Genomic DNA, 22,910 nt, shown 5'->3' on the forward strand with positions numbered 1-22,910 from the left:
CAGCGGCAGTTCAGGCGGCTGGTCTCATTGCAGGCTGAGACGCCAGGCGCGGTGGATCTTGGGATTGCGCGCGAAATCCGGGTCCAGGGTGCTGGCGCTGATCTCTTCGACGCGATAACGCTCGGCGAGGCCGGCATCCAACTCGAACTTGCGGAAGTTGTTGGAGAAGTACAGCACGCCATTGCGACTCAGGTGGGCCATGGCGGAGTCGATCAGGGCGACGTGATCGCGCTGGACGTCGAACACGCCTTCCAGACGCTTGGAATTGGAGAAGGTCGGCGGATCGACGAAGATCAGATCGTATTCGCCGCGATCGTTCTCCAGCCAGTGCAAGACATCGCCCTGCTCCAGGCGGTGTCGCTCGGAAAAGCCGTTGAGCGCCAGGTTGCGCCGGGCCCAGTCCAGGTAGGTCCGCGAGAGATCGACGCTGGTGGTGCTGCGCGCTCCGCCCACTGCGGCCTGCACCGTGGCGGCGCCGGTGTAGCAGAACAGGTTGAGGAAGCGCTTGCCCTGGGCTTCCTGACGCAGGCGCAGGCGCAGCGGGCGATGATCCAGGAACAGGCCGGTGTCCAGGTAATCGGTGAGATTCACCAGCAGTTTGGCGCCCGCCTCCTCCACCTGCAGGAATTCACCCTGGGCGGCCTGGCGTTCGTACTGCTTGGTGCCACTCTGCCGCTCGCGCCGCTTGACCACCACCAGCGCCGGATCGATGTTCAGGGCCTGGGGAATGGCAGCCAGGGCATCGAGCAGGCGCGCCTGGGCCTTGTCCGGATCGATGGAACGGGGCGGTGCATATTCCTGCACGTGCACCCGGTCACCATAGAGATCCACGGCCACCGCGTACTCGGGCATGTCGGCGTCATAGAGGCGATAGCACTGCACGCCCTGGTTGCGCGCCCACTTGCCGAGCTGCTTGAGATTCTTCTGCAGGCGATTGGCGAACATCTGCCCGCCTTCGCTGAGCTTGGCCGGTTCCGCCGCCTGATCGATGGCCGAGCGCTCGCCGCTGCGGCTGCCGGTGACGAACTGGCGGGTCTCCACCTCGAACATCAGCAGCTTGCAGGGCAAGGCGCCGTTCCAGAAGGCGTATTGCTTGTGACTGCGGATCCCCATGCGCTTGCCCAGTTCGGGCGCACCGGTAAAGACCCCCGCGCGCCAGCCCAGGCAGGCTTGGCGCAACCGCTCGCCGAGATTCTGGTAGAGATACAGCAGACTGGCTTCATCGCCCAGGCGCTCGCCATAGGGCGGGTTACAGATCACCAGGCCGGTCTGGCCCTTGTCGGGCCGCGGCTCGAAGCTGGCCACCTCGCCCTGGTAGACCTTGATCCACTCGGACAGACCGGCGCGCTCGATGTTGTTGCGCGCCGGCTGGATCAGTCGGGGATCGGCTTCGTAGCCGCGGATCCAAGCCGGTGTCCTGGCCAGGCCAGCCGCCGCCCGCGCTTCGGCTTCCTGATGCAGCTGCTGCCAGAGCGCGGGCACATGGCCCAGCCAGGCGGAAAAGCCCCAGCGCTCGCGGCGCAGGTTGGGCGCGATGTCCGCCGCCATCAGCCCGGCCTCGACCAGGAAGGTACCCACCCCGCACATGGGGTCGGCCAAGGCCCCGCCCGCCGCGGCCAGAGCCGGCCAGCCGGCGCGGATCAGCACCGCGGCCGCCAGGTTTTCCTTGAGCGGCGCCGCCCCCTGCTGCAGGCGATAGCCGCGTTGGTGCAGGCTCTGGCCGGAGAGATCCAGCGACAGGATGGCCTGACCCCGCTCCAGGTGCAGATGGACGCGCAGGTCCGGGGCGACCTTGTCGACCGTGGGGCGCTGCCCGGTGCGTTCACGCAGGCGGTCGACTATGGCGTCCTTGACCTTGAGGGCGCCGAAATGGGTGTTGTCGATGCCCGCGCCCTGGCCGCTGAAGCCCACCGCCAGGGTGCCGTTGGGCGCCAGGTGCTCTTCCCACTCCACGCCATGCACACCCAGGTACAGCCCCTGGGGGTCTTCCACCGGGAAGCGGGCCAGCACCAGCAGCACCCGGTTGGCCAGGCGCGACCAGAGGCAGAGGCGGTAGGCGTCCGCGAGACTCGCCTCGCCGCGCACCGCCGCGGTCTGGCTACGGGCTTCCTGCAAGCCGAGGCCCTGGGCCTCTTCCAGCAGCAGGGTCTCGAGCCCCTTGGGACAGGTGAGGATGAGTTGTTGCATCGCGGACATCGTTGAATCCATAGGTTAGCGAAAGGCGCTTCTCTGCCTTTGGTCGGATTGACCGGTAAGGACAGCGCCTCCCGTGAAAGTTTGACTGCGTCTCAACAAGCCGCAGTGACGGCATTCCAGCGGCGGTTTATCGCCATTTCATTTCGATTTGATTACGTCTTATAGCTAAAAGGTCGTTCCCAGCCAGGGTCTCATTGGTTAGTAATTGACCACCCGCAGCGCGAAGGTGCGGGGCGGATGTCAGAACGCCGGCTCTGGCATCCAGGCCTGCAACGGGCCATGGACAATCTGCAAGTCAACCTACGAGGGCACTACCCTATGAGAAGACTCAAGCGTGATCCAATGGAACGAGCTTTCCAGCGTGGTTATCAGCACGGCATTGTGGGCAAATCGCGGGACCTCTGCCCCTTCACCCAGGACGCCGTCCGGCAGGCCTGGCTCAATGGCTGGCGTGAGGGCCGTAGCGATCAATGGGATGGCTACGTAGGCACCGCCGGTCTTCAACGCGTGAATCAACTTCAAGCCGTAGGCTAATTCGATTTCACTAGCGGAAGCCCGAGGGCTTCCACCAGCGTTCTGGTTTCGTTCCAGTCAGATCCCTTCCCAGGATCAGGGACCCGGTCCCACGGGGGCTCCCAGCGAGCCCCCTATCCCTCAGCGGCGTGCTGCCGCGATCGCATCCACGGCTTCGCGGATCAACGCCGGTCCGCGATAGATGAAGCCGCTGTAGAGCTGCACCAGACTGGCCCCTGCGGCGATCTTTTCCGCCGCATCTTCCCCCGACAGGATCCCGCCCGCCGCGATGATTGGCAGCCGGCCACCCAGTTCGCCCGCCAAGACCCGTACCACATGGGTGCTCTTTTCCCGCACCGGAGCGCCCGACAGGCCACCAGCCTCGGCGGCATAGGGCAGATTCTCCACCCCTTCGCGCCCCAGGGTGGTGTTGGTGGCGATGATGGCGTCCATCCCGGCATCGCGGATCGCCTGGGCGGTCAGCACGATTTCCTCATCGGTCATGTCCGGGGCGATCTTGATGGCGATGGGCACCCGCCGGCCATGCTGGACCGCCAGGTCTTCCTGGCGCTGGCGCAGGGCTTCCAGCAGGCTCTTGAGCGCATCACCGAATTGCAGACTGCGCAGGCCGGGCGTGTTGGGCGAGCTCACGTTCACCGTGATGTAGCTGGCATGGGCGTAGACCCGGTCCAGGCCGATCAGGTAGTCGTCCACCGCCCGCTCCACCGGGGTACTGGCATTCTTGCCGATGTTGATCCCCAACACACCCTGGAAGCGTGCCGCCTTGACCCGGTCGATCAGGGCATCGACACCCGCATTATTGAAACCCATACGGTTGATGATGGCGTCGGCCTGTTCGAGACGGAACAATCGCGGCTTGGGATTGCCCGGCTGCGGCCGTGGCGTCACGGTGCCGATCTCGACGAAGCCGAAACCCAGGCCGGCGAAGCCGTCGATGGCGGCGCCGTTCTTGTCGAGTCCGGCGGCCAGGCCCACCGGATTGGGAAACTCCAGACCCATGACCTGGACCGGCAGCCGACCCGGCCGCCGTCCGAGACCGGTCAGGCCCAGACGACCGGCGGCACCGATCAGGTCCAGCGCCAGATCGTGCGATCCTTCGGGAGACATTTTGAAAAGCAGAGGACGGAGCGCGTCGTACATGGCGGACTCACAGGCAATTCGGAAAACGCGCATTATACAGGCTTGCCAGCGGCCATACGTCGCTCGCGCCGGACTCGAACGGTCACTCGCACAAAAGATCCTACCTTTCGGGAATCATTTGACGATAGCGCGGTCTTTGCCACGCTAGAATCGGCCGTGCAGTTCCTATCCGCCCCGGAGATCCCATGAGCAACAATGCCAACCTCCTGGGCAGCCCCTGGTCTTCATTGGCCTTGCATCTGCATCCTTCCCTGGCCAGCCGCCGCATCCAGCGCTGCCTGGAGCGGCTGGCCGACGCCTTCGTCCCCTTGCCCGCGCCAACCGACAGCCTTTGGTGGGATGAAGGCCATCCGCTGCATCTGCTCCTCGGCCTGCCACGCGCCGCTCTGTCCGGACCGACCCAGGAGATCAAGGGCCGAGCCCATGCCCTGCTGAGTCAACTGGTGGTGGCTGAAACCGTTCAGGTCGCCGCTCTCGACCTGCGCGCCATCGATGGACTCTGCCAGCGTCTAGGCGACAGCACACCCGCGACAGTGGTGCAGCTGGAGGAGCTGGCCGCCCTGCCCGCGGCACGCGAGCAGGTGCGGATCATCGGCTATCGGGATTTTCAGGCGGCGCTCTATCGCACCCTGCCGAATCTGTCCGCGGAACAGACTCTGCGTCTGCGCCAGGCCAGCTGGCGGGGTACTCGGCTATTCCTGGAAAACGACCCAGCCACCACGCTCGCCTTTGCCAGCATCATCGCCTATGCCCGGATTCGCGGCATCGCTGTGGAGGTGCCGGCGCAGATCCAGCGTCTGCGCCTGGACCCGGCGGCCATCGACCGCCTGCAAGAGGCCTTTGCCCTCTACGCCCTGCCCAACGCGGTCTGGAATCACCCGGACTTCATCCAGGTGCTGCTGGGGCTGAAGCTCGACTATGCGCGCCTGCCACTGCCCGCACCGGGCCAGGATCTGGAATGGCTGCTACTGCCCAACGAGGTGGCGAGCACCCGGGTCCTCGCCGAGATTCTCGAACGCCTGGGCGCGGCCGAGGTGATCGGCTACCTGCAGGCGCTCTAGCGATCGCTCAGCAGGCGATGACCGCAGGCGCGTGACGCTGCCCCGCCGCCAGGAAGACCTCGAAGGCCAGCCGCTGGCCGGCCAGCATCGCCGGGTGCAAACGCGCATCGCGGCCGGCCTCGTCCAGGCGCTGCAGAAATCCCGGCCAGGCGCCCTGGGGGGGTACGTGGCCCAGATAGGCCCGGGCATCGCGTACCGCCTCATCGGGACTCTCGCCGGCATGGCGATCCAGCAACCGCGATCCCAGCCGAGATCCCTCCAGCACATAGGCCACTCCCCAGCACTCACCCTCATCGAGCAGACGCTCGAGGGCGACGGGTTCGGGCGGGGCGGCGGCCAGTTGCTGCAGATCTTCCCACAGCACTTCGGTACGGCGACGCTCGGCCCAATCGGGCAGCAGACGCTGGATGCCGGAGCGCTCCAGGAGCGCTTCGAGGCCGATCAGCGCCTGGGCATGGGCCTGCAGAAAGGCGGTGTAATGGGGCCGGGTCTGCAGTGCATAGCGGCCGAAGGTCGCATCGACCTGCTCGTGCAGGGCACCGCCCTCGGCGCGCAACATTTCACGGATGGTGGACACGCAAATACCTCATGGTGACGGCGGCCTTCAGAGGGGCGAAGGCTGGGGCTTCTCGCCGCGCAGGGCTGCCTGCAGCCGTGCTGCCAGGTCCGCTTCGCGAAAGGGCTTGGGTACGATGAATGATTGTTCCGGATCGAGCTCGCCCAGTTCGGCGTAGCCGGTGATGAAGACCACCGGCAACTGTGGCAGCCGCTTGCGCACCTGACGGGCCAGTTCGGCACCGTTCATGCCGGGCATGGCGAAGTCCGCCAGCAACAGATCGATCTGCGGATCACGCTCCAGCGCGCTCAACGCCGCGAAGCCGTTGCTGGCTTCCACCACCTGATAGCCGAGATCAGCCAACAGGGCGGCGGTCACGTTGCGTACCGCGTGATCGTCGTCGACCAGCAGAATGCGGCGTTCGGCGGCCTGTTCGTCACGATCCATGGCGGGCAGCCCGATCGGATCCAGGGCATCCTCCGCCTCGGTACGGGGCAGATAGACCAGCACCGTGGTACCGCTGCCCATCTGCGTCTCGATGCGCACACCGCCACCGGACTGCTTGGCGAAGCCGAACACCTGGGCCAGGCCCAGACCGGAGCCCTTGCCCACCTCCTTGGTGGTGAAGAAGGGTTCGAAGGCCTTGGCCAGCACCTCTTCGCTCATGCCGGTGCCGGAATCCTGCACCGCCAGCAGTACGTACTCACCGGGTTCGGGTTCTTCGGGACGTTGAGGCGGCTCGCTGATGGTCTGGTTGGAGGTGCTCAGGCGCAGGGTACCGCCGACCGCCATGGCATCCCGGGCATTGATCGCCAGGTTGAGGATGATGAGCTCGATCTGGGTCGGATCAACCAGCGCATGCCAGCAATCGGCGCGCAGATGGGTCTCGATCCAGACACTGCCACCCATAGTGCTGCGCAGCAGTTCGAGCATGCCCTCGACGGTTTCGTTGAGCTTGACCGGTTTGGGCGCCAGGCGCTGGCGGCGGGAGAAGGCCAGCAGCTGGGCGGTGAGCTTGGCGCCCCGCTCGCCCGCTTCGCGGATGTTCTGCACCCGCCCCTGGGTCTTGTCGCTGGCCGCCAGGCGCGTCAGGTCGCGCTCGAGGAAGCTGGCGCTGCTGAGCACCACGGTGAGCAGATTGTTGAAGTCGTGGGCCACGCCCGCGGTGAGCTGGCCCACGGCCTCCAGCCGCTGCATCTGCTGCAGGGTCGCCTCCACCCGCTCGCGCTCGTCGATCTGCTCGCGCAATTGGCGATTCGCCGCGGCCAGCTCTTCCATCGCCAGGACTTCCGAGGAGATGTCGCGACCCGAGCAATAGGTCATGCCCGCATCCGGCACCGCCGTCCAGGAAATCCAGCGATAGCTGCCGTCGCGGTGACGGATACGGTTGACGAAGCGCTGGCTGGTCGCGCCATTGGCCAGCTGCTTGAGTTCGTTGTCGGTGATGAAGCGTTCGTCGGGATGCACCAGCGTCAGCAGCGAGGAATCGAGCAGCTCCACGCGGGACCAGCCGAGATTCTCTTCCCAGGCCGGGTTGAGCGCCACCAGGGTGCCATCCGGCTTGCACACCAGCAGCAGATCGCGGGTGAGATCCCAGGTCCGATCACGCTCGCGGGTACGTTCTTCGACGCGTTCGCCGAGACTAACGTTAAGCCGCTCGAGCTTTTCCGCGGCATCGCGCTGCTGGGTGATGTCGAGCATCACCCCCAGGAAGCGGGTGCAGACGCCGCTTTCGAAAAAGGGCTGGCCACGGGTCTCGACCCAGCGCTGGGCGCCGTTGTCCAGACGGATGCGGTACTCGCTGCGGTAGTCGTCGTCGCGCTCGTCGGCACCCGCCTGGCGGACCGTGTCGAGAAAGCGTTCGAGGCCGTCGCTGCCGCACAGCCGTGCGAACACCTCGAGATCGACCACCGCATCGGCTGGCAGGCCGAACATGGCCTTGCAGCGTTCGTCCCAGACCAGGGTACGGCTGGCGGGCAGGTATTCCCACATGCCCAGTCGCGAGGCGTCCATGGCCAGGCGCGATCTGACCTCGAGACTGTGCAGGGCTTCTTCGGCCCGACGCCGCTCGCGGCGCTCGTGCACCACCAGCAGCGCTCGCTCGACGGCCTTGGCCAAGAGCTCCATGCTCTGCTTGAGCACATAGTCGTTGGCCCCTAGGCGCATCATTTCCACGGCGTGCACTTCACCGAAGATGCCCGAGACGAAGATGAAGGGCGTTTCCGGAGCCAGCGCTCGCGCCACCCGCAAGGCCTCGGCACCCGAGAAGCCTGGCAGGATGATGTCGGAGAGGATGATGTCGTAGGTCTGCTGGCTCAAGGCCAGGGTGAGACCGGTACGCTCATAGACGATCTTGGATTGCAGCTCGAATCCATGTCTTTCCAGCTCGATCAGAATCAGCTCGGCATCGAGCTTGCTGTCTTCTACCAGCAGGATCTTGATCTGTTTCGAGAGAGGCATAAACGGGCGTCGGCCTTGAATCTGTTCGCTCAGGGGAACCGGTTCGCGCATGTCTGCCTGTCGCGGATAACTGGATACGGATGAACTGAGCTTGCTCACTCGCTAGCGGCCAGTCCGCCTGGTGACACGTCGCGATCCTGGGGGCGGCTCATTGAGCACAGCCCAGAATACGCCGAGATCACTGATCGCGGCGACGAAATCACGAAACTCGACCGGTTTGACCACGTAAGCGTTCACGCCCAGTTCGTACGCCTTCTCGAGATCAGGTTCTTCGCGTGACGACGTCAGCATGACCACGGGGATGCTGCACAATTCGGGGGTACCGCGCACCAGTTCGAGCACCTCGAGGCCATCGACCTTGGGCAGCTTGAGATCCAGTAGCATCACCGCCGGATTACCAGGCTCCCGGTCAGCATGAGGCTCTCGCCGCAGCAGATAGTTCACCGCCTCGGCGCCGTCGCGGAGCACCACGACATCGTTGGCCAGCTGGCTGCGCTCCAGAGCTACCAGAGTGAGCTCCAGATCGTGCGGATTGTCTTCGACCAGCACAATGGGTTTGAGCATGAACAGAACTACCTTTTGTGTACCGGCGACGGTCGTTGTTTGGGAAGGGCGAAATAGAAGGTAGCGCCCTCGCCGATGGCGCCCTCTGCCCAGACACGACCGTCATGGCGTTCGATGATGCGTCTGACGCTGGCCAGGCCGATGCCGACCCCTTCGAATTCGTCGGCGTGGTGCAGGCGCTGGAAGACGCCGAACAGCTTGCCCACGTAATCCATGTTGAAGCCGACGCCGTTGTCCCGGACAAAGACGATGTCCTCGGAATCGCTCGGCAAGGTGCCGATCTCGATCACCGCGGGGTCTTCGTAGCGACTGTATTTGATGGCATTGGCCAGCAGATTGCGCAAGGCGAGATGGACAAAGGCGGCGTCGGCGATGACCACCGGCAGGGGGCCGATGTGCCACTCCACCTGACGCTCTTCATAGTCCGGCGCCATTTCTTCACGGATGGCTTCCACCAAGGCCGTGAGGTTGACGTCGGAATAGCGAATAGCGGCCCGGCCCATCTGCGAAAAACTCAGCAGATTGTCGACCAGGCTGCCGGCGAAGCGCGCCGAGGAGCCAATGTTCTCCAGGAAGCGCCGACCGCGATCCGACAACTTGCCGCCTTCGATGTCGCCCAGCAGCTCGGCATAGCCGGCGATATGGCGCAACGGCGCACGCAGATCGTGGGAGACGCTGTAGGAGAAGGCCGCCAGCTCCTTGTTGCTGCGTTGCAGCTCTTCGGCCAGCTCGGCCATTTCTTCGGCCTTGCGCAAGACGATCCCGCGCACCGCGTTGCGCAGTTCGATGGCGCTTTCCAACTCCAGGGGGGACCAGGGCAGCGACAGACCACGTACCGTCTCCTGCCACAGCGCAAAGCTCTGTCGCGGCGACAGGCGCCCATCGCTGCCTTCCTGCTTGGTCGGGCGCCCCGCCCAGTTGACCACCTGGACCAGCTCGCTGCGGAACCAGATCAGGTAGTGGGAATGCAGTTCGGAAATGGGTACGGCGAGGACTCCGGCGGCATACCCGGCGAGCTCGGGCAGCTCGGCGATGTCCTTGGCCACGTTATCGGTGACGTAATGATCCTTGACGTTGACCGACAGCCATTCGACCAGGCTGTCCACCACCTCGCGCGGCGGCACCTGACCGATCAGCTCGGTACCGTCGGAGGAGATGATGGCGGCACCCTGGGCCCGGGCGAAATCCAGATAGACCTGCGGCAGTTCCAGCAGCCCCTGGCAGACACTGTCGCGGTCGGCCATGGCCGACAGCATCTGCACCATGGATTGGCGCAGGGCCAGACGGCGGTCGGATTCCGCGTGGGTCTCGGCCGCATCGATCTGCAGCGACAGCACCCGGCCAAACAGCTCGCAGGCGGTACGCGTCTGGAACGACACCCGCTGGGGCTGACGATCATGGCAGAGCACCAGCCCCCAGAGGCGGTCGCCGACCACGATGGAGATGGACATGGATGCCAGGGTGCCCATGTTTCTCATGTACTGCAGATGCACCGGTGACACGCTGCGCAGCTGCGCGAAGCTGAGATCCAGCGGTTGCCCGGTCGATGGATTGATCGGCGGCTGCAGCGGCGAGGGCTGATAGCAGGCATTGCCGATCACCCGAATACGGTTGGCCAGGTACAGGCGCCGGGCCTGGGCCGGAATGTCCGAGGCGGGGAATCTCAGCCCCAGGTAGGTGGGTACCCCTGGCGCGCACTCCTCGGCCAGGACCTGACCATGACCGTCGTCGTCGAAGCGATAGATCATGGTGTGATCGAAACCGGAGATACGCTTGGCTTCGCGCACGGCGAGCGTGGCGATGGCGTCGACGGTTTCCGCCTGATGCAGTTGCTCGATGAACACCCGCACCATGGGATAGAGGGTATTGAGGCCGAGTCGGCTGTCCACCGGCGCCTCGAACTCGACGATCAGCACCCCGCCGAAGCGATGCATGAACAGGGCGAAGGTCTGCTGTCGCGGTCCCAGGGTCACGTCGCCCTGATAGATGGGATTCTGCTCTTCCTGGGCCAGGGCGCCGAGCATCGCGGGCAGATCCCGATCCGGCAACAATTCGCCCAGGGTGCGTCCCAGCACCTCCTCCACGGCGATCCCGAGGTACTCGAGCACATTGGCGCTGGCCTGCACGATGCGCAGATCCGGCTCTTCCACGGCGAACAGGAAGCCATGTTCCTGGATACTGCCGGGAATGTGGATCGGCTCATTGGCACAATCGGCCAGAGCATCGGGCTGCGTCTTGGAGGGTGACTCGAGCGCCAAACCGGGAACCTCGTGTGATCGGGGAGAAACGCAGGAAAGAGGTGCGCAAAAAGGGAATCAAGAATCGTCCAGACTACCAGACCCTGGGCGGGAGGCGAAGCGAAACGGCACCCACCCTGACCACCTGCTCAAAAGGCGATAGCCCGTCCGGGGCAAGCCGGAATCTTCACCCCTGGCGTCTGGTCGGACCTGGTTTAGCCCCAGGAATCCATCCATGTCCCTGCGCCTCGCCCTCCCCCTGGCCACCCTGTTGCTGAGCCCACTCACTCAGGCGCAGTCCGTCTATGGCGAACGTCTCGAAGGCTTCGACTACGACTTTCCGGTCAAGACCTTCAGCTTCGACTCTCAGCGCCAAGCGTTGGAGATGGCCTATCTCGATGTCGCACCGAGCGGAAAACCGAACGGCCGGACCCTGGTCCTGCTGCACGGCAAGAACTTCTGTGCCGGTACCTGGGCACAGAGCATCCAGGTGCTGAGCGCTGCCGGCTATCGGATCGTGGCCCCGGATCAGATCGGTTTCTGCAAATCCAGCAAGCCGGCGCACTATCAGTACAGCTTCCAGCAACTCGCCGCCAATACCCGCGCCCTGCTCGACCACCTGGGCATCGCCCGGGCGACGCTGATCGGTCACTCGACCGGCGGCATGCTGGCGACCCGCTATGCGCTGCTCTATCCCGAGGCCACCGAACAGCTGGTACTGGTCAACCCCATCGGCCTGGAGGACTGGAAGGCCCTGGGCGTGCCCTATCGCAGCGTCGACCAGTGGTACGCCCGGGAACTCAAGACCTCCGCCGATGGCATCCGGGACTACGAGCGCAGCACCTATTACGCCGGCCAGTGGTCGCCGGACTACGACCGCTGGGTCGACATGCTCGCGGGTCTCAACAACGGGCCGGGCAAGGAGCGGGTGGCGTGGAACTCGGCACTGATCTACGACATGATCTACAGCCAGCCGGTGGTCTATGAATTCGCGCGATTGCGCATGCCCACCCTGCTGCTGATCGGCCAGCGCGACACCACGGCCATCGGCAAGGATGCCGCGCCAGCCGAGCTCAAGGCGCAGCTGGGCCGCTATCCCGAATTGGGCAAGGCGGCGGCGCGGCGTATCCCCCAGGCGACCCTGGTGGAATTCGAGGATCTGGGCCATGCGCCCCAGATGCAGGCGCCGGAACGCTTTCACCAGGCACTGCTGCAAGGGCTGAGTACCCTCAAGGCTCCCTCGGCGCCGTCCAAACCCTGACCCGCTTCCGCCGGTAAAAAAGGCGGCGCACCCGAGGGTACGCCGCCTTTTCATGGCGCTGTCGGATCAGGGCGCCCGCGAGATCCAGTCGCGGGTACCCTTCGCCTCAGACGCTGCTGCTGGCCAGATCCGCCAGTTCACGACTGGCGACGCTGTACATCGCATAGTCCTGCCCGCTGGCATTGCGCAGATCCACCAGCAGGCCCCGCCAGCGCTCCACCGCCGCCCTATGGCGTTCCAGCCACAGTGACAACCGGGCTTCCGGATCGCTCGGCGCCTCGCTCAGATTGAGCATGGCGACGGTGATGGTACGCTGCTGCACATCCACCTCGTCGCGGAACGCCTCGCGGGCCAGGGCCTGCCAGGCATTGGCCACCGGCAGCTGGTTGAGTTGCTGCTGATACCAGGCTAGATCCAGCACATCGCCCGCCGCGAACCAGGTGGCCGCCACCGCCAGCGGATCCTGGGCGGTGACCTCCGCCGCCTGGATCACCGGCAGCAGCGTATAGATGTGGTTGGTCCCGGCGACCACGCGCGCCAGCAGCTCGGGTACGCCCGCTTCGGTATAGGCGCGGAAGCGCTCTTCCCAGTCCTGACGCGGTTCGCCCTGCAGCAGTTCATCCAGGCGTACGCCCAGAGCGGCGATGCGTGGCCCGAAGAAGGCCGCCACGGCGCCGGCATCCAGACCACTGCGATGGCTGCGCAGGAACCAGCGGGAGGCCCGGCGCCCCAGGCGCATCAGTTCGCTCATCAGACGCAGCTGCAGGTCAGCCGGCACCTGATGATCCAGGGCTTCCACCTGACGCCACCAGTGCGGCAGGTGCAGCACGTCGCGCATCACCACATAGGCGCGGGCGACATCGGCCGCGCTCATGCCGGTGGATTCGCACAGGCGCTGCACGAAGGTGATGCCCATGTGGTTGATCAGGTCGTTGGCGATCTGGTTGGCGACGATCTCGCGCTTGAGGCGGTGGCGCGCCATGGCCTCGGGGAACTGCTCGGTCAGGCGTTGCGGGAAGGCGCCTTGCATGTCGCGGGCGAGGTAGTCATCATCCGGCACCGAAGAGGCTAGCAACTGTTCCTTGAGGTCGATCTTGCTGTAGGAAATCAGCACCGACAGCTCGGCCCGGGTCAGCCCCTGTTCCTTGGCCGCGCGTTCGGCGAGCACCTCATCGCTGGGCAGGAATTCGAGGGTACGATCCAGCTTGCCGCGCCCTTCGAGATCCACGATCAGCCGTTGGTACTCGGCCAGGTGGGTCCGCGCGCGATACTCCGCCAGGGACAGGGCCCCGGTCTGCATGTAGTTGTTGGCGACCACCAGCTCGCCGACCTCGTCGGTCATCTCGCCCATCAGCGTATTGCGCTGCTTGACGGTCATGTCGCCGGCGGAGACCACATCGCCCAGCAGGATCTTGATGTTGACCTCGTGGTCGGAGCAGTCCACGCCCCCGGCATTGTCGATGAAGTCGGTGTTGCAGGCGCCGCCGTGCAGGCCGAATTCCACCCGCGCCAGCTGGCTCATGCCCAGGTTGCCACCCTCGCCGATCACCTTGGCACGCAGGTCGCAACCGTCCACGCGCAGACCGTCGTTGGCCTTGTCGCCGATATCGGCGTGGGTTTCGAAGCTGGCCTTGACGTAGGTGCCGATGCCGCCATTCCAGATCAGGTCCACCGGCGCCTTGAGCAGGGCGTTGATCAGCTCGTTGGGCGTCAGGTGATCGGCCTGCAGATCGAAGCGCGCCTTCATCTCGGGGCTGATGGCGATGCGCTTGGCACTGCGCGGGAAGATGCCACCGCCCTGGGAGATCAGACTGGCGTCATAGTCGGTCCAGCTCGACCGCGGCAGATTGAACAGCCGCTCGCGCTCGACATAGCTGCGCTCGGCGTCCGGGTTGGGATCGATGAAGATGTGCAGGTGGTTGAAGGCCGCCACCAGCTCCAGGCTACGCGAACGCAGCAGGCCGTTGCCGAAGACGTCGCCGGCCATGTCGCCGATGCCCACCACGGTGACCGGATCGGTCTGGACATCGATGCCGCGCTCACGGAAGTGACGCTGCACGCTGACCCAGGCACCCCGCGAGGTGATGCCCATCTTCTTGTGGTCATAGCCCGCCGAACCACCGGAGGCGAAGGCGTCGTCGAGCCAGAAACCGTAGTCCTGGGCGATGCCGTTGGCGATGTCGGAGAAGGTCGCGGTGCCCTTGTCGGCCGCCACCACCAGATAGGGATCGTCGCCGTCGTAGCGCACCACCGCGGCCGGCGGCACCACCTCGCCATCCTTGAGATTGTCGGTGATGTCCAGCAGACCGCTGATGAAGATGCGGTAGCAGGCGATGGCCTCGGCCTGGATCTCGTCACGGGAGCCACCGGTGGGTAGCCGGCGCGGCACGAAGCCACCCTTGGCGCCCACAGGCACGATCACCGAATTCTTGACCTGCTGCGCCTTGACCAGGCCCAGCACCTCGGTGCGGTAGTCTTCCTCGCGATCCGACCAGCGCAGGCCGCCACGGGCGACGTTGCCGAATCTGAGGTGCACCCCTTCCACACGCGGGCTGTAGACGAAGATCTCGTAGCGCGGCACCGGGCGCGGCAGCTCGGGAATGGCCTTGGGATCGAGCTTGAAGCTGAAGTAGGCCTTGGGTTTGCCGGCGGCATCGGTCTGGAAGACGTTGGTTCTCAGGGTCGCCTTGATCAGGTCCAGATAGCGCCGCAGGATGCGGTCTTCGTTGAGCACCGCGACGTCGTCGAGGGCGCTGAGGATGGCCTGCTCCAGCCGCTGTTGCTTGTCGTCCAGGTCTTCGCTGGTCATGCGCCGCGCCAGATAGAACTTCATGCGGAACAGCCGCACCAGTTCCCGGGCGATATCGACATGGGCGTTGAGGGTGGCGGCGATGTAGCCGATGTCGAAGCCGATGCGAATCTGCTTGAGATAGCGCGCATAGGCGCGCAGCACCGCGACGTCGCGCCAGGGCAGCCCGGCGGTCAGCACCAGGCGATTGAAGCTGTCGTTTTCCGCCTGGCCTTCCACCACCTGGACGAAGGCGTCCTGGAAGGTGTCGTTGAGTTGCTGCAGATCCAGCTCGAGGCCGGCCACGGTGGTGAAGGCGAAGTCATGGATCCAGTAGCGGCGGCCATTGCGATGACGCAGCTCGTAGGGGAATTCGCCGAGCACGCGCAGGCCGAGATTTTCCAGGATCGGCAAGACGTCCGACAGCGCCAGGGGCGTGTCGGCGTGGTAGAGCTTGCAGTGCAGAATGTTGTCGCCGGTCTGGGTCAGCGGCTGGTAGAAGCCCATGGCCAGACGGCGATCGTCCTTCAGGGCCAGCAGGTGCCGCATGTCCACCACGGCCAGGTGCGGCGCGAAGCGCTCGCGGTAGCCGGCCGGAAAGCCCAGCGGGTAATCGGCCAGGATGGAGGTGCCCTGGGCTTCGCCGAAGCTGTCCACCATCAGGCTGGCGAAATCGTCCTTCCAGCTGCGGCAGGCCTGCACCATCTCCTGCTCCAGGCGCGCCGGATCGACATCCTGGGGCTGCAGGGGATCGACGCGCAGGATGAACTGCACCCGCGCCAGCACGGATTCGGAGAAGAAGGTCCAGAATTCGCAGTCGGTGCCGTGCAGGCGATCCATGAGGATCTGCTGCATGCGCTGGCGGACTTCGGTGGAGTAGATGTCGCGCGGCACATAGGCCAGGCAATAGAAGAACTGGCCATAGGGATCGCGGCGCAGGAAGACGCGCACCTTGCTGCGTTCCTGGATCTGCACGATGGCCATGGCGGTGCTGAAGAGATCGTCCACCGGGGTCTGGAACAGATCGTCCCGCGGCAGGCCTTCGAGCACCTGCGCCAGTTCCTTGCCCAGGTGGGCGCTGCTGTCGAAATCGGCGCGGCGGCGCACCTCGTCGACCTTGCGGCGGATGTAGGGGATCTCGCGCACGCTGTCGTTGTAGACGCTGGAGGTATAGAGCCCCATGAAGCGATGCTCGCGCACCACCCGGCCATTGGCGTCCACCTCGCGCAGGGAAACGAAATCGGGATAGGCCGGACGATGCACCCGGCTCGGGTCGGCCGCCTTGGCAAAGGACAGTAGCACCGGCTCGCGCAGGTAACGCAGCGGATCACCGGACAGGCTGATCTCGGCCGTCTCGGGACGGCCGCGCAGCCGCCGCGACAGCCCCAGCAGGGAGTCGGGCACATAGCGTTGCACCGCGGTCTCGCCATCGCCTTCGACGGTGAATTCCTCGTAGCCGAGGAAGGTGAATCTGTCGTTGCGCAGCCAGTCGAGGAAGGCCTTGACCTCGGCCAGCTCCCCCTCCTCCACGCCCGCCGGACGCCGATCCAGCCAGGTCAGCAGGTCGCCGACCTTGGCCTTCATGGCGGCGAAGTCACCCACGGTCAGGCGGACCTCGCCGAGGATCTCCTGCAGCGCTGCCTCCAAGGCGCGCAACTCGCTGGTTGCCGCGCAGCGGTCGATCTCAAGGAACATCAGGGCTTCGCGGGTCACTCCTTCGCCCTGCTGGCCCTTAGGCAGCAGCTCGAGCAGACGACCCTGGGCATCTCGACGGACGCTGAGAACGCTGTTCTGCAGGGTATGGACACTGTAGCCCTGGCGATTGAGTTCCATGCGCACCGAGTCCACCAGGAACGGCGAATCGGCGTGCAGTACCTCGACCACAGTGTGGCTCGATTGCCAGCCGTGTCGCTCGTAATCCGGATTGAAGACCTGCACCCGCGGCTCGGCCGGATCGAAGACGTCCAGCAGGCGCCAGGCCGACAGCACGCAGCCGACCAGATCGGACAGCCGACGTTGGGTGAGTTCTTCCAGCGGGACGATGCCGAAGAACTGGGCGGTGAAGCGATCCAGTTGTTCGAGGGCATCCCCTTCGACATGGGCCGCGAGGGCATTCTTAAGTTGTTGTTGGAAATCCGCTTGGCTGGCAGCGGTGAAAAACGCCATAACCGTACTCCGTCCTGAAGGTGCTGTGGGCTTCGCTCCGCAGAGGACAGGCCTCTCCCGGAGCGAGTTCCACAGGGGACGAGGCCGGACTGCACCAAAAAAGTGCAAGGATGCAGTGCCGCTAGAGTAGCCGGCAAAGCCGCCTGCGCACGTACGTCAGGGCGACAACAAGATTCAGCTGCGGAACGGATCTCAATAGTGTGGCGGCGGGGCTTCGTCCGGCATGCCGCCACCCCCTGCGCTCTGCAACTCCGCCTGGCGTTCGGCCAGCAGGCGGATCTGCGCCGCGCAACGATCCAGGGTCCGCTGCTGCTCGACGATGATGTCGTTGAGGGTCTGGATGGTGTCGTCCTGGAACGCCTGGCGCATTTCCAGGTCGGCGATACGTTCTTCGAGGGTCATACCTGTGCCTCCTGTTCGAGCAGCCCCTGCCAGCGCTGCGCGGCCGCGCGGCCGGCGGCTTCGCCATAGGGCTCACGTGGCGAGTGCCCCCATACCGGGCCGGGCCAGGCCGGGTCACCTTCCTGCCGCAGCAAAACATGCAGGTGCAATTGCCTGACGATGTTGCCCAGGGCACCGATGTTCAATTTTAGAGCTGGCTGAGCGCCACGCAACACCTGGGCAACAAGTGTCACCTCTCGCCACAGTTGCACCTGATCCTGGGGTGACAGATCGAGGACCTCGGTAACACCTTCGCGCCGGGGTACCAGCACCAGCCAGTCATAGCGGCGATCGTTCAGCAGCAACACCTGGCACAGCGTCAAGGACGCCACTTCCAGGGAATCGCTCGCCAGTCGTGGATCGATTTGGAACATCTCATCTCCTGCCAACACAGGTCAGCACTAAAAGTGTGCATGACTTTGGGTGAATGAAACCTTTGGTGTCACAAAGGTGCAATCAGTCCTTCCGAAACTGCCCATTGCCTGGAGAACAACCGAGCGATAGACAGGCGGGCACAGGAATTGCCGTTTTGTGCACGCTTTTTGCTATCACGATCCGGGTACGACGATCGGAAGGGAACTCTTAAAGAATTTTCTTAAGAGTCTTGGTTAATACGCTCATCACACGCAAAATTTTGATGAAGCCTATCGCCCCTCCAAGAGAGGTGCTATATGTGCCGCCATTAGAACAAACAGCCACGGCTGACACGATGGCTGACTTTCAACCCAAAGGAGCATTTCTGATGCAAGCGATGAAGTGGAGCATTCTCGCCCTGGCCGTAGCCGCAGGGACCACTCAACTGGCTTTCGCCGACCAGCAGTCCGAATCCAAGGGCTTTGTCGAAGACAGCAAGCTGACCCTGTTGAACCGTAACTACTACTTCAACCGGGATCTCAAGAACGGCGCCAACGATCGTAAAGATTGGAGTCATGGCTTCCTGATGAACTACGCATCGGGCTTCACCCAAGGCACCGTGGGTGTCGGCGTGGACGCCTTCGGCTACCTGGGTCTGAAACTGGACGGCGGCCGCGGCCACGTCGGCTCCGGCAACCTGCAGATCGACAGCGACGGCCGCAACAAGGACGAGTACTCCACCGCGGGCGCCGCAGTGAAACTGCGCGTGTCCAACACCGTCCTGAAGTACGGCAACGTGCAGCCCACTTCCCCGGTCTTCGCCGTGGGTGGCAGCCGCCTGTTCCCGCAGACCGCTACCGGCTTCATGCTGACCAGCGAAGAGATCGAGAACCTGTTCCTGGAAGCCGGCCACATCACCGCTGCCCGTGACCGCACCAACACCTACCACGACGGCAACCTGGGCTCGACCTACGCTTCCGGCATTACTTCCAGTTCCGGCGACTACGTGGGTGGCAAGTACAAGATCAACGATCAGCTGAATGCATCGCTGTACTACGGCCGTCTGGAAGATCTGTGGAACCAGTACTACGCCAACGTCAATTTCGTGCAGCCGCTGAGTGCCAACCAGGCCCTGACCTTCGACTTCAACTACTACCACACCAAGGACACCGGCAGCGCCAAGCTGGGCGACTTCAGCAACAACGCCTACTCCCTGGCCGCTGCCTACAGCATCGATGCCCACACCTTCACCCTGGCCTACCAGGGCGTGAGCAGCGATGCGCCGTTCGACTACGTTGGCGTGGGTGGCAAGGGTACTAACACCGGCAACGGTGGCGACAGTATCTTCCTGGCCAACTCCATCCAGTACTCCGACTTCAACGCCTCCGGCGAGAAGTCCTGGCAGGCGCGCTACGACCTGAACATGGCGACCCTGGGCGTACCCGGCCTGAGCTTCATGGCCCGTTACATCTACGGCCATGACATCGACGCACCTAAGGCCAGCACTCAATACGCCAACATTGGCTACCAGGATGGCGACAAAGAGCGCGAGACCAACGTCGAAGCCAAATACGTCCTGCAGAGCGGCCCGGCCAAGGACCTGTCCTTCCGTATCCGTCAAGCCTGGCACCGTGGCGACGCCAGCACCGGCGGCACCGTCAACGAGTTCCGTCTGATCACCGAGTACCCGCTGAACATCCTCTAATAGAGGTCAGCCCTACTCGCACGATCCAGCAGCCCGGCATTCGCCGGGCTGTTCTTTTCCGGCCCTCAGTCGACGCCGCCCGCGTCCCTGTACGCCCTGCCCCACCCCACCGTACAATGCCGGTCCCGTCTCGATGCCGACAGACCGCCTAGCCATGCGTACCAGTCAGTTCCTGCTGTCCACCCTCAAAGAAACCCCTTCCGATGCCGTGGTGATCAGCCACCAGCTGCTGCTGCGTGCCGGCATGATCCGTAAGCTGGCCTCCGGTCTCTACACCTGGTTGCCACTGGGCCTGCGTGTGCTGCGCAAGGTGGAAGCCGTGGTGCGTGAGGAAATGAACGCCACTGGCGCCCTGGAGGTGCTGATGCCGGCGATCCAGCCCGCCGAGCTGTGGCAGGAATCCGGTCGCTGGGAGCAGTACGGCCCCGAGCTGCTGCGTTTGAAGGACCGTCATCAGCGCGATTTCTGCGTGGGCCCGACCCATGAGGAAGTCATCACCGATCTGATGCGCAACGAGCTGAACAGCTACAAGCAGCTGCCGATCAACCTGTACCAGATCCAGACCAAGTTCCGCGACGAGATCCGCCCGCGTTTCGGCCTGATGCGCGGCCGCGAGTTCGTAATGAAGGACGCCTACTCCTTCCACCTGAACCAGGCGTCGCTGCAGCAAACCTACGACGCCATGTACCAGGCGTACTGCAATGTCTTCACTCGTCTGGGTCTGAATTTCCGTCCGGTGCAGGCCGACAACGGCTCCATCGGCGGCAGCGGCTCCCATGAATTCCACGTGCTGGCCGGCTCCGGTGAAGACGACATCGCCTTCAGCGACAGCTCCGACTACGCCGCCAACATCGAGAAGGCCGAGGCCCTACCGCGGGAAACCGCGCGTGGCGCCGCCACCGAAGAATTGCGCCTGGTCGATACCCCCGACACCAAGACCATCGCCGATCTGGTGGAGAAATTCGGTCTGGCCATCGAGAAGACCGTGAAGACCCTGGTGGTTCGCGGCGCCGAGGAAGGCAAGCTGGTCGCCCTGGTGGTGCGTGGCGATCACGAACTCAATGAGATCAAGGCAGCCAACCTGCCGGAGGTCGCCAGCCCCCTGGTGTTCGCCACCGAGCCCGAGATCCGTGCCGCCATTGGCGCCAGCCCCGGCTCCCTGGGCCCGATGAATCTGTCGATTCCCTGCGTCGTCGATCGCTCGGTCGCCCTGATGAGCGACTTCGGCATCGGCGCCAACCAGGAAGACAAGCACTACTTCGGCGTCAACTGGGAGCGCGATCTGCCGCTGCCCCAGGTCGCCGACCTGCGCAACGTGGTGGCCGGCGATCCGAGTCCGGATGGCCAAGGTACCCTGGTGATCAAGCGCGGCATCGAAGTGGGTCATATCTTCCAGCTGGGCACCAAGTACAGTGAGGCCATGAAGCTGTCGGTCCTGGGCGAGGAAGGCAAGCCTACCCTGCTGACCATGGGCTGCTACGGCATCGGGGTATCCCGCGTGGTCGCCGCCGCCATCGAGCAGAACCACGACGAGCGCGGCATCCGCTGGCCGGCTGCCCTGGCGCCCTTCCAGATCGCCCTGGTGCCGATGAAGTACGAGAACGCCGCGGTCAAGGAAGCCACCGATCGCCTCTATGCCGACCTCAAGGCGGCCGGCTTCGACGTGCTGCTGGACGACCGCGACAAGAAAACCAGCCCTGGCGTGAAGTTCGCCGACATGGAGCTGATCGGCATCCCCCATCGTCTGGTGGTGGGTGAGCGCGGCCTCAATGAAGGCCTGGTCGAGTACAAGGGCCGTACCGACAGCGACAGCCAGAACGTCGCCCTGGCCGAGATCGTCGGCTTCCTCAAGGCCCGCTGAGGGCTACCGTTCCAGGTCAGGCGTCCGTGCGCCTGACCTGGAAGTCGGTGAAGCCTGCGCAGGCCACCTCCTCCAGCTCCACCCCGGTCACCCGCGACGCTGCCGGTCCCTGCCAGAGCCACGCTTCCAGTCTGGCGAGCGCCTCGGCCGGGCCTTCCAGATGGCACTCCACCCGGCCATCGGCCAGATTCCGCACCCAGCCCGTGACGCCCAGCCGCTGCGCCTCCTGCCGCGTGCTCTCGCGATAGTAGACACCCTGAACGTGGCCACTGACCAGGCCGTGACGCGCCGCTCTGTCCATCATCGCGAGGCTCCCCGCTCTTCCAGCACTGGCGCGACCTTGAGCCAGTGAGCCACGCTCCCAGCCAGCAGTTCATGACGCTGCGCCTGCAGTCGGGTGAAGGCCTCCTGCAGCTGCGGATACCAGTCACCGGGAAAGCGTTCGGCGGGCGGCCAGCAATCCGGCGCGGGCGGCGCCCAGGGCGCGCGATCCAGCAGGTCAAGCAGCGCATAGCCATGCAGATCGCGGCAGAGCACCCAGTGACCGCTGTCGTTCTGGCAGACCAGGCGCTCCTGCTGCAGGAAGGCCAGCACCGCATGCCATTCGTGCTCCGGTAGCTTCCAGCCCGCCTGGTGCAAGCGCCCCAGGTGCAGACTGGAACCGCTTTGCTGACGCTCCAGAAAGGCGCGCAGCACGGCGAGCAGGATGAAAAAGGCCGGCAGCGGCGCGCGGCGCCAGTGGTGGGTGGTGGACAGGCTGCAGACCACCTCCGCCCCCAGCAGCACGATCAGCCAGCAGACATAGATCCACACCAGGAACAGCGGCACCGTGGCGAAGGCGCCATAGATCAGCTGGTAACCGGGGAAATAGAAGACATAGAGACCGAACAGACTCTTGGCCGCCTCGAACAGCACCCCGGTCAGGGCACCGCCGATCAGCGCATGGCGTAGGGGTACCCGGGTGTTGGGCACGGCGGCATACATCAGGGTGAAGGCGGCAATGCTGAACAGCAGCGGCGTGACCTTGAGCAGCATCTGGGCGCCGGACATCCCGTAGGAGCCAAAGACCAGGGCCACCGAGGCCAGATAGGTGCTCATGGCGAAGCCGGCGCCCAGCAGCAGGGGGCCCAGGCTGAGCACCGCCCAGTAGAGCAGGAAGCTGGAGACCCCACGCCGCGGAATGCGTACCCGCCAGATGTCGTTGAAGGTCTTTTCCACCGTCACCAGCATGAAGAAGGACGTCACCGCCAGCAGGGCCACGCCTAGCCAGGTCAGGTGCCGCGCCTGCTCGATGAAGTTGCGCAGGTATTCTTCCAGGGTCGCCCCGGTGGAGGGCACGAAATTGCGGAAGATAAAGGCCTGGATCTGCACTTCCGTGCCCTGGAAGGCGGGTATCGCCGAGAGCATGGCGAAGGTCACGGTCATTACCGGGACCACGGCGAACAGGGTGGTATAGGTCAGGGCCGCGGCATTGTTGGGCGCGCGGTCTTCGATGAAGCGGTCGGCGAGGTAGCGAACGAAGGACAGCAGTTCACGCAAGCGGGCCGGCATTGGCGGTTCCTCGAAAGGCACGGTCAAGGGCTGGC

The 22,910-nt window shown here is 64.6% G+C and carries 16 protein-coding genes; 5 read left to right on the plus strand and 11 right to left on the minus strand.

The genetic code is table 11. From position 1 onward, the window contains the following. Nucleotides 1–24 precede the first annotated feature (24 nt). A complete protein-coding gene (rlmKL, locus tag NRG74_RS10400; RefSeq protein WP_257706452.1) occupies nt 25–2,196 on the minus strand; it encodes a bifunctional 23S rRNA (guanine(2069)-N(7))-methyltransferase RlmK/23S rRNA (guanine(2445)-N(2))-methyltransferase RlmL in 2,172 nt (723 codons plus the stop codon). Nucleotides 2,197–2,514: 318 nt separating this feature from the next. Here rlmKL and rmf point away from each other — a divergent pair, with 318 nt between their 5' ends. Further along, nucleotides 2,515–2,730: a ribosome modulation factor gene (gene rmf / locus NRG74_RS10405; RefSeq protein ID WP_081594565.1), complete on the plus strand. Its 216-nt coding sequence runs from the start codon at nt 2,515–2,517 to the stop codon at nt 2,728–2,730. A gap of 120 nt (nt 2,731–2,850) precedes the next feature. On the opposite strand, the gene NRG74_RS10410 is transcribed toward rmf, so the two are convergent. Then, entirely contained in the window at nt 2,851–3,870 is a 1,020-nt protein-coding gene (locus tag NRG74_RS10410; RefSeq protein ID WP_257706453.1) for a quinone-dependent dihydroorotate dehydrogenase, read from the minus strand. A 185-nt stretch (nt 3,871–4,055) separates the two neighbouring features. On the opposite strand from NRG74_RS10410, the gene NRG74_RS10415 reads away from it, so the two are divergent. Then, entirely contained in the window at nt 4,056–4,931 is an 876-nt protein-coding gene (locus NRG74_RS10415) for a hypothetical protein (protein WP_257706454.1), read from the plus strand. 7 nt (nt 4,932–4,938) lie between these two features. Here the strand turns inward: NRG74_RS10415 and NRG74_RS10420 are convergent, their stop codons facing one another. The 4 genes from NRG74_RS10420 to NRG74_RS10435 form a co-directional block, all read right to left on the minus strand. Further along, on the minus strand, nt 4,939–5,508 hold the full coding sequence (locus NRG74_RS10420) for a biliverdin-producing heme oxygenase (RefSeq protein WP_257706455.1): 570 nt from the start codon (nt 5,506–5,508) through the stop codon (nt 4,939–4,941). A 27-nt stretch (nt 5,509–5,535) separates the two neighbouring features. Next, complete coding sequence (locus NRG74_RS10425) at nt 5,536–7,947, minus strand: response regulator (RefSeq protein WP_026083594.1); 2,412 nt, start codon at nt 7,945–7,947, stop codon at nt 5,536–5,538. 102 nt (nt 7,948–8,049) lie between these two features. Next, a complete protein-coding gene (locus NRG74_RS10430; protein WP_017638932.1) occupies nt 8,050–8,511 on the minus strand; it encodes a response regulator in 462 nt (153 codons plus the stop codon). Between the two features lie 8 nt (nt 8,512–8,519). Next, complete coding sequence (locus tag NRG74_RS10435) at nt 8,520–10,769, minus strand: ATP-binding protein (RefSeq protein WP_017638933.1); 2,250 nt, start codon at nt 10,767–10,769, stop codon at nt 8,520–8,522. Nucleotides 10,770–10,983: 214 nt separating this feature from the next. Between NRG74_RS10435 and NRG74_RS10440 the strand changes: the two genes are divergently transcribed. Further along, nucleotides 10,984–12,009, plus strand: coding sequence for an alpha/beta fold hydrolase (locus NRG74_RS10440; RefSeq protein ID WP_257706456.1), 1,026 nt, complete (start codon nt 10,984–10,986; stop codon nt 12,007–12,009). 106 nt (nt 12,010–12,115) lie between these two features. Here the strand turns inward: NRG74_RS10440 and NRG74_RS10445 are convergent, their stop codons facing one another. The 3 genes from NRG74_RS10445 to NRG74_RS10455 all read right to left on the minus strand — a co-directional run bounded on the left by NRG74_RS10445 (nt 12,116) and on the right by NRG74_RS10455 (nt 17,778). Beyond that, complete coding sequence (locus NRG74_RS10445; protein WP_257706457.1) at nt 12,116–16,963, minus strand: NAD-glutamate dehydrogenase; 4,848 nt, start codon at nt 16,961–16,963, stop codon at nt 12,116–12,118. A 192-nt stretch (nt 16,964–17,155) separates the two neighbouring features. Further along, nucleotides 17,156–17,365 carry a SlyX family protein gene (locus NRG74_RS10450; RefSeq protein ID WP_017638936.1) on the minus strand — a complete coding sequence of 70 codons (210 nt, stop codon included), beginning with the start codon at nt 17,363–17,365 and terminating at the stop codon, nt 17,156–17,158. Beyond that, nucleotides 17,362–17,778 (minus strand): HIT domain-containing protein, encoded by a 417-nt coding sequence (locus tag NRG74_RS10455; RefSeq protein WP_160922835.1) that lies wholly within the window; start codon nt 17,776–17,778, stop codon nt 17,362–17,364. Before NRG74_RS10455 ends, NRG74_RS10450 begins: the two co-directional genes overlap by 4 nt. Before the next feature lie 368 nt (nt 17,779–18,146). On the opposite strand from NRG74_RS10455, the gene NRG74_RS10460 reads away from it, so the two are divergent. Both NRG74_RS10460 and NRG74_RS10465 read left to right on the plus strand, forming a co-directional pair. Beyond that, nucleotides 18,147–19,463 (plus strand): OprD family porin, encoded by a 1,317-nt coding sequence (locus tag NRG74_RS10460; RefSeq protein ID WP_173146694.1) that lies wholly within the window; start codon nt 18,147–18,149, stop codon nt 19,461–19,463. 154 nt (nt 19,464–19,617) lie between these two features. Next, entirely contained in the window at nt 19,618–21,324 is a 1,707-nt protein-coding gene (locus NRG74_RS10465; RefSeq protein ID WP_160922833.1) for a proline--tRNA ligase, read from the plus strand. A 16-nt stretch (nt 21,325–21,340) separates the two neighbouring features. Here the strand turns inward: NRG74_RS10465 and NRG74_RS10470 are convergent, their stop codons facing one another. After that, entirely contained in the window at nt 21,341–21,625 is a 285-nt protein-coding gene (locus NRG74_RS10470; RefSeq protein WP_437181187.1) for an acylphosphatase, read from the minus strand. Continuing rightward, complete coding sequence (locus NRG74_RS10475) at nt 21,625–22,875, minus strand: YihY family inner membrane protein (RefSeq protein WP_068385230.1); 1,251 nt, start codon at nt 22,873–22,875, stop codon at nt 21,625–21,627. The genes NRG74_RS10470 and NRG74_RS10475 overlap by 1 nt, the downstream gene beginning before the upstream one ends. Nucleotides 22,876–22,910: the final 35 nt, after the last annotated feature.

This window comes from Pseudomonas oryzihabitans (assembly GCF_024652905.1).
GTDB classification, from domain to species: domain Bacteria; phylum Pseudomonadota; class Gammaproteobacteria; order Pseudomonadales; family Pseudomonadaceae; genus Chryseomonas; species Chryseomonas benzopyrenica.

Excerpts from the sequence above, each read along its gene's own strand:
- rlmKL (WP_257706452.1), bottom strand. The coding sequence starts at position 2,196 with ATGTCCGCGATGCAACAACTCATCCTCACCTGTCCCAAGGGGCTCGAG.
- rmf (WP_081594565.1), top strand. The coding sequence starts at position 2,515 with ATGAGAAGACTCAAGCGTGATCCAATGGAACGAGCTTTCCAGCGTGGT.
- NRG74_RS10410 (WP_257706453.1), bottom strand. The coding sequence starts at position 3,870 with ATGTACGACGCGCTCCGTCCTCTGCTTTTCAAAATGTCTCCCGAAGGA.
- NRG74_RS10415 (WP_257706454.1), top strand. The coding sequence starts at position 4,056 with ATGAGCAACAATGCCAACCTCCTGGGCAGCCCCTGGTCTTCATTGGCC.
- NRG74_RS10425 (WP_026083594.1), bottom strand. The coding sequence starts at position 7,947 with ATGCCTCTCTCGAAACAGATCAAGATCCTGCTGGTAGAAGACAGCAAG.
- NRG74_RS10430 (WP_017638932.1), bottom strand. The coding sequence starts at position 8,511 with ATGCTCAAACCCATTGTGCTGGTCGAAGACAATCCGCACGATCTGGAG.
- NRG74_RS10440 (WP_257706456.1), top strand. The coding sequence starts at position 10,984 with ATGTCCCTGCGCCTCGCCCTCCCCCTGGCCACCCTGTTGCTGAGCCCA.
- NRG74_RS10445 (WP_257706457.1), bottom strand. The coding sequence starts at position 16,963 with ATGGCGTTTTTCACCGCTGCCAGCCAAGCGGATTTCCAACAACAACTT.
- NRG74_RS10450 (WP_017638936.1), bottom strand. The coding sequence starts at position 17,365 with ATGACCCTCGAAGAACGTATCGCCGACCTGGAAATGCGCCAGGCGTTC.
- NRG74_RS10455 (WP_160922835.1), bottom strand. The coding sequence starts at position 17,778 with ATGTTCCAAATCGATCCACGACTGGCGAGCGATTCCCTGGAAGTGGCG.
- NRG74_RS10460 (WP_173146694.1), top strand. The coding sequence starts at position 18,147 with ATGCAAGCGATGAAGTGGAGCATTCTCGCCCTGGCCGTAGCCGCAGGG.
- NRG74_RS10465 (WP_160922833.1), top strand. The coding sequence starts at position 19,618 with ATGCGTACCAGTCAGTTCCTGCTGTCCACCCTCAAAGAAACCCCTTCC.
- NRG74_RS10470 (WP_437181187.1), bottom strand. The coding sequence starts at position 21,625 with ATGGACAGAGCGGCGCGTCACGGCCTGGTCAGTGGCCACGTTCAGGGT.
- NRG74_RS10475 (WP_068385230.1), bottom strand. The coding sequence starts at position 22,875 with ATGCCGGCCCGCTTGCGTGAACTGCTGTCCTTCGTTCGCTACCTCGCC.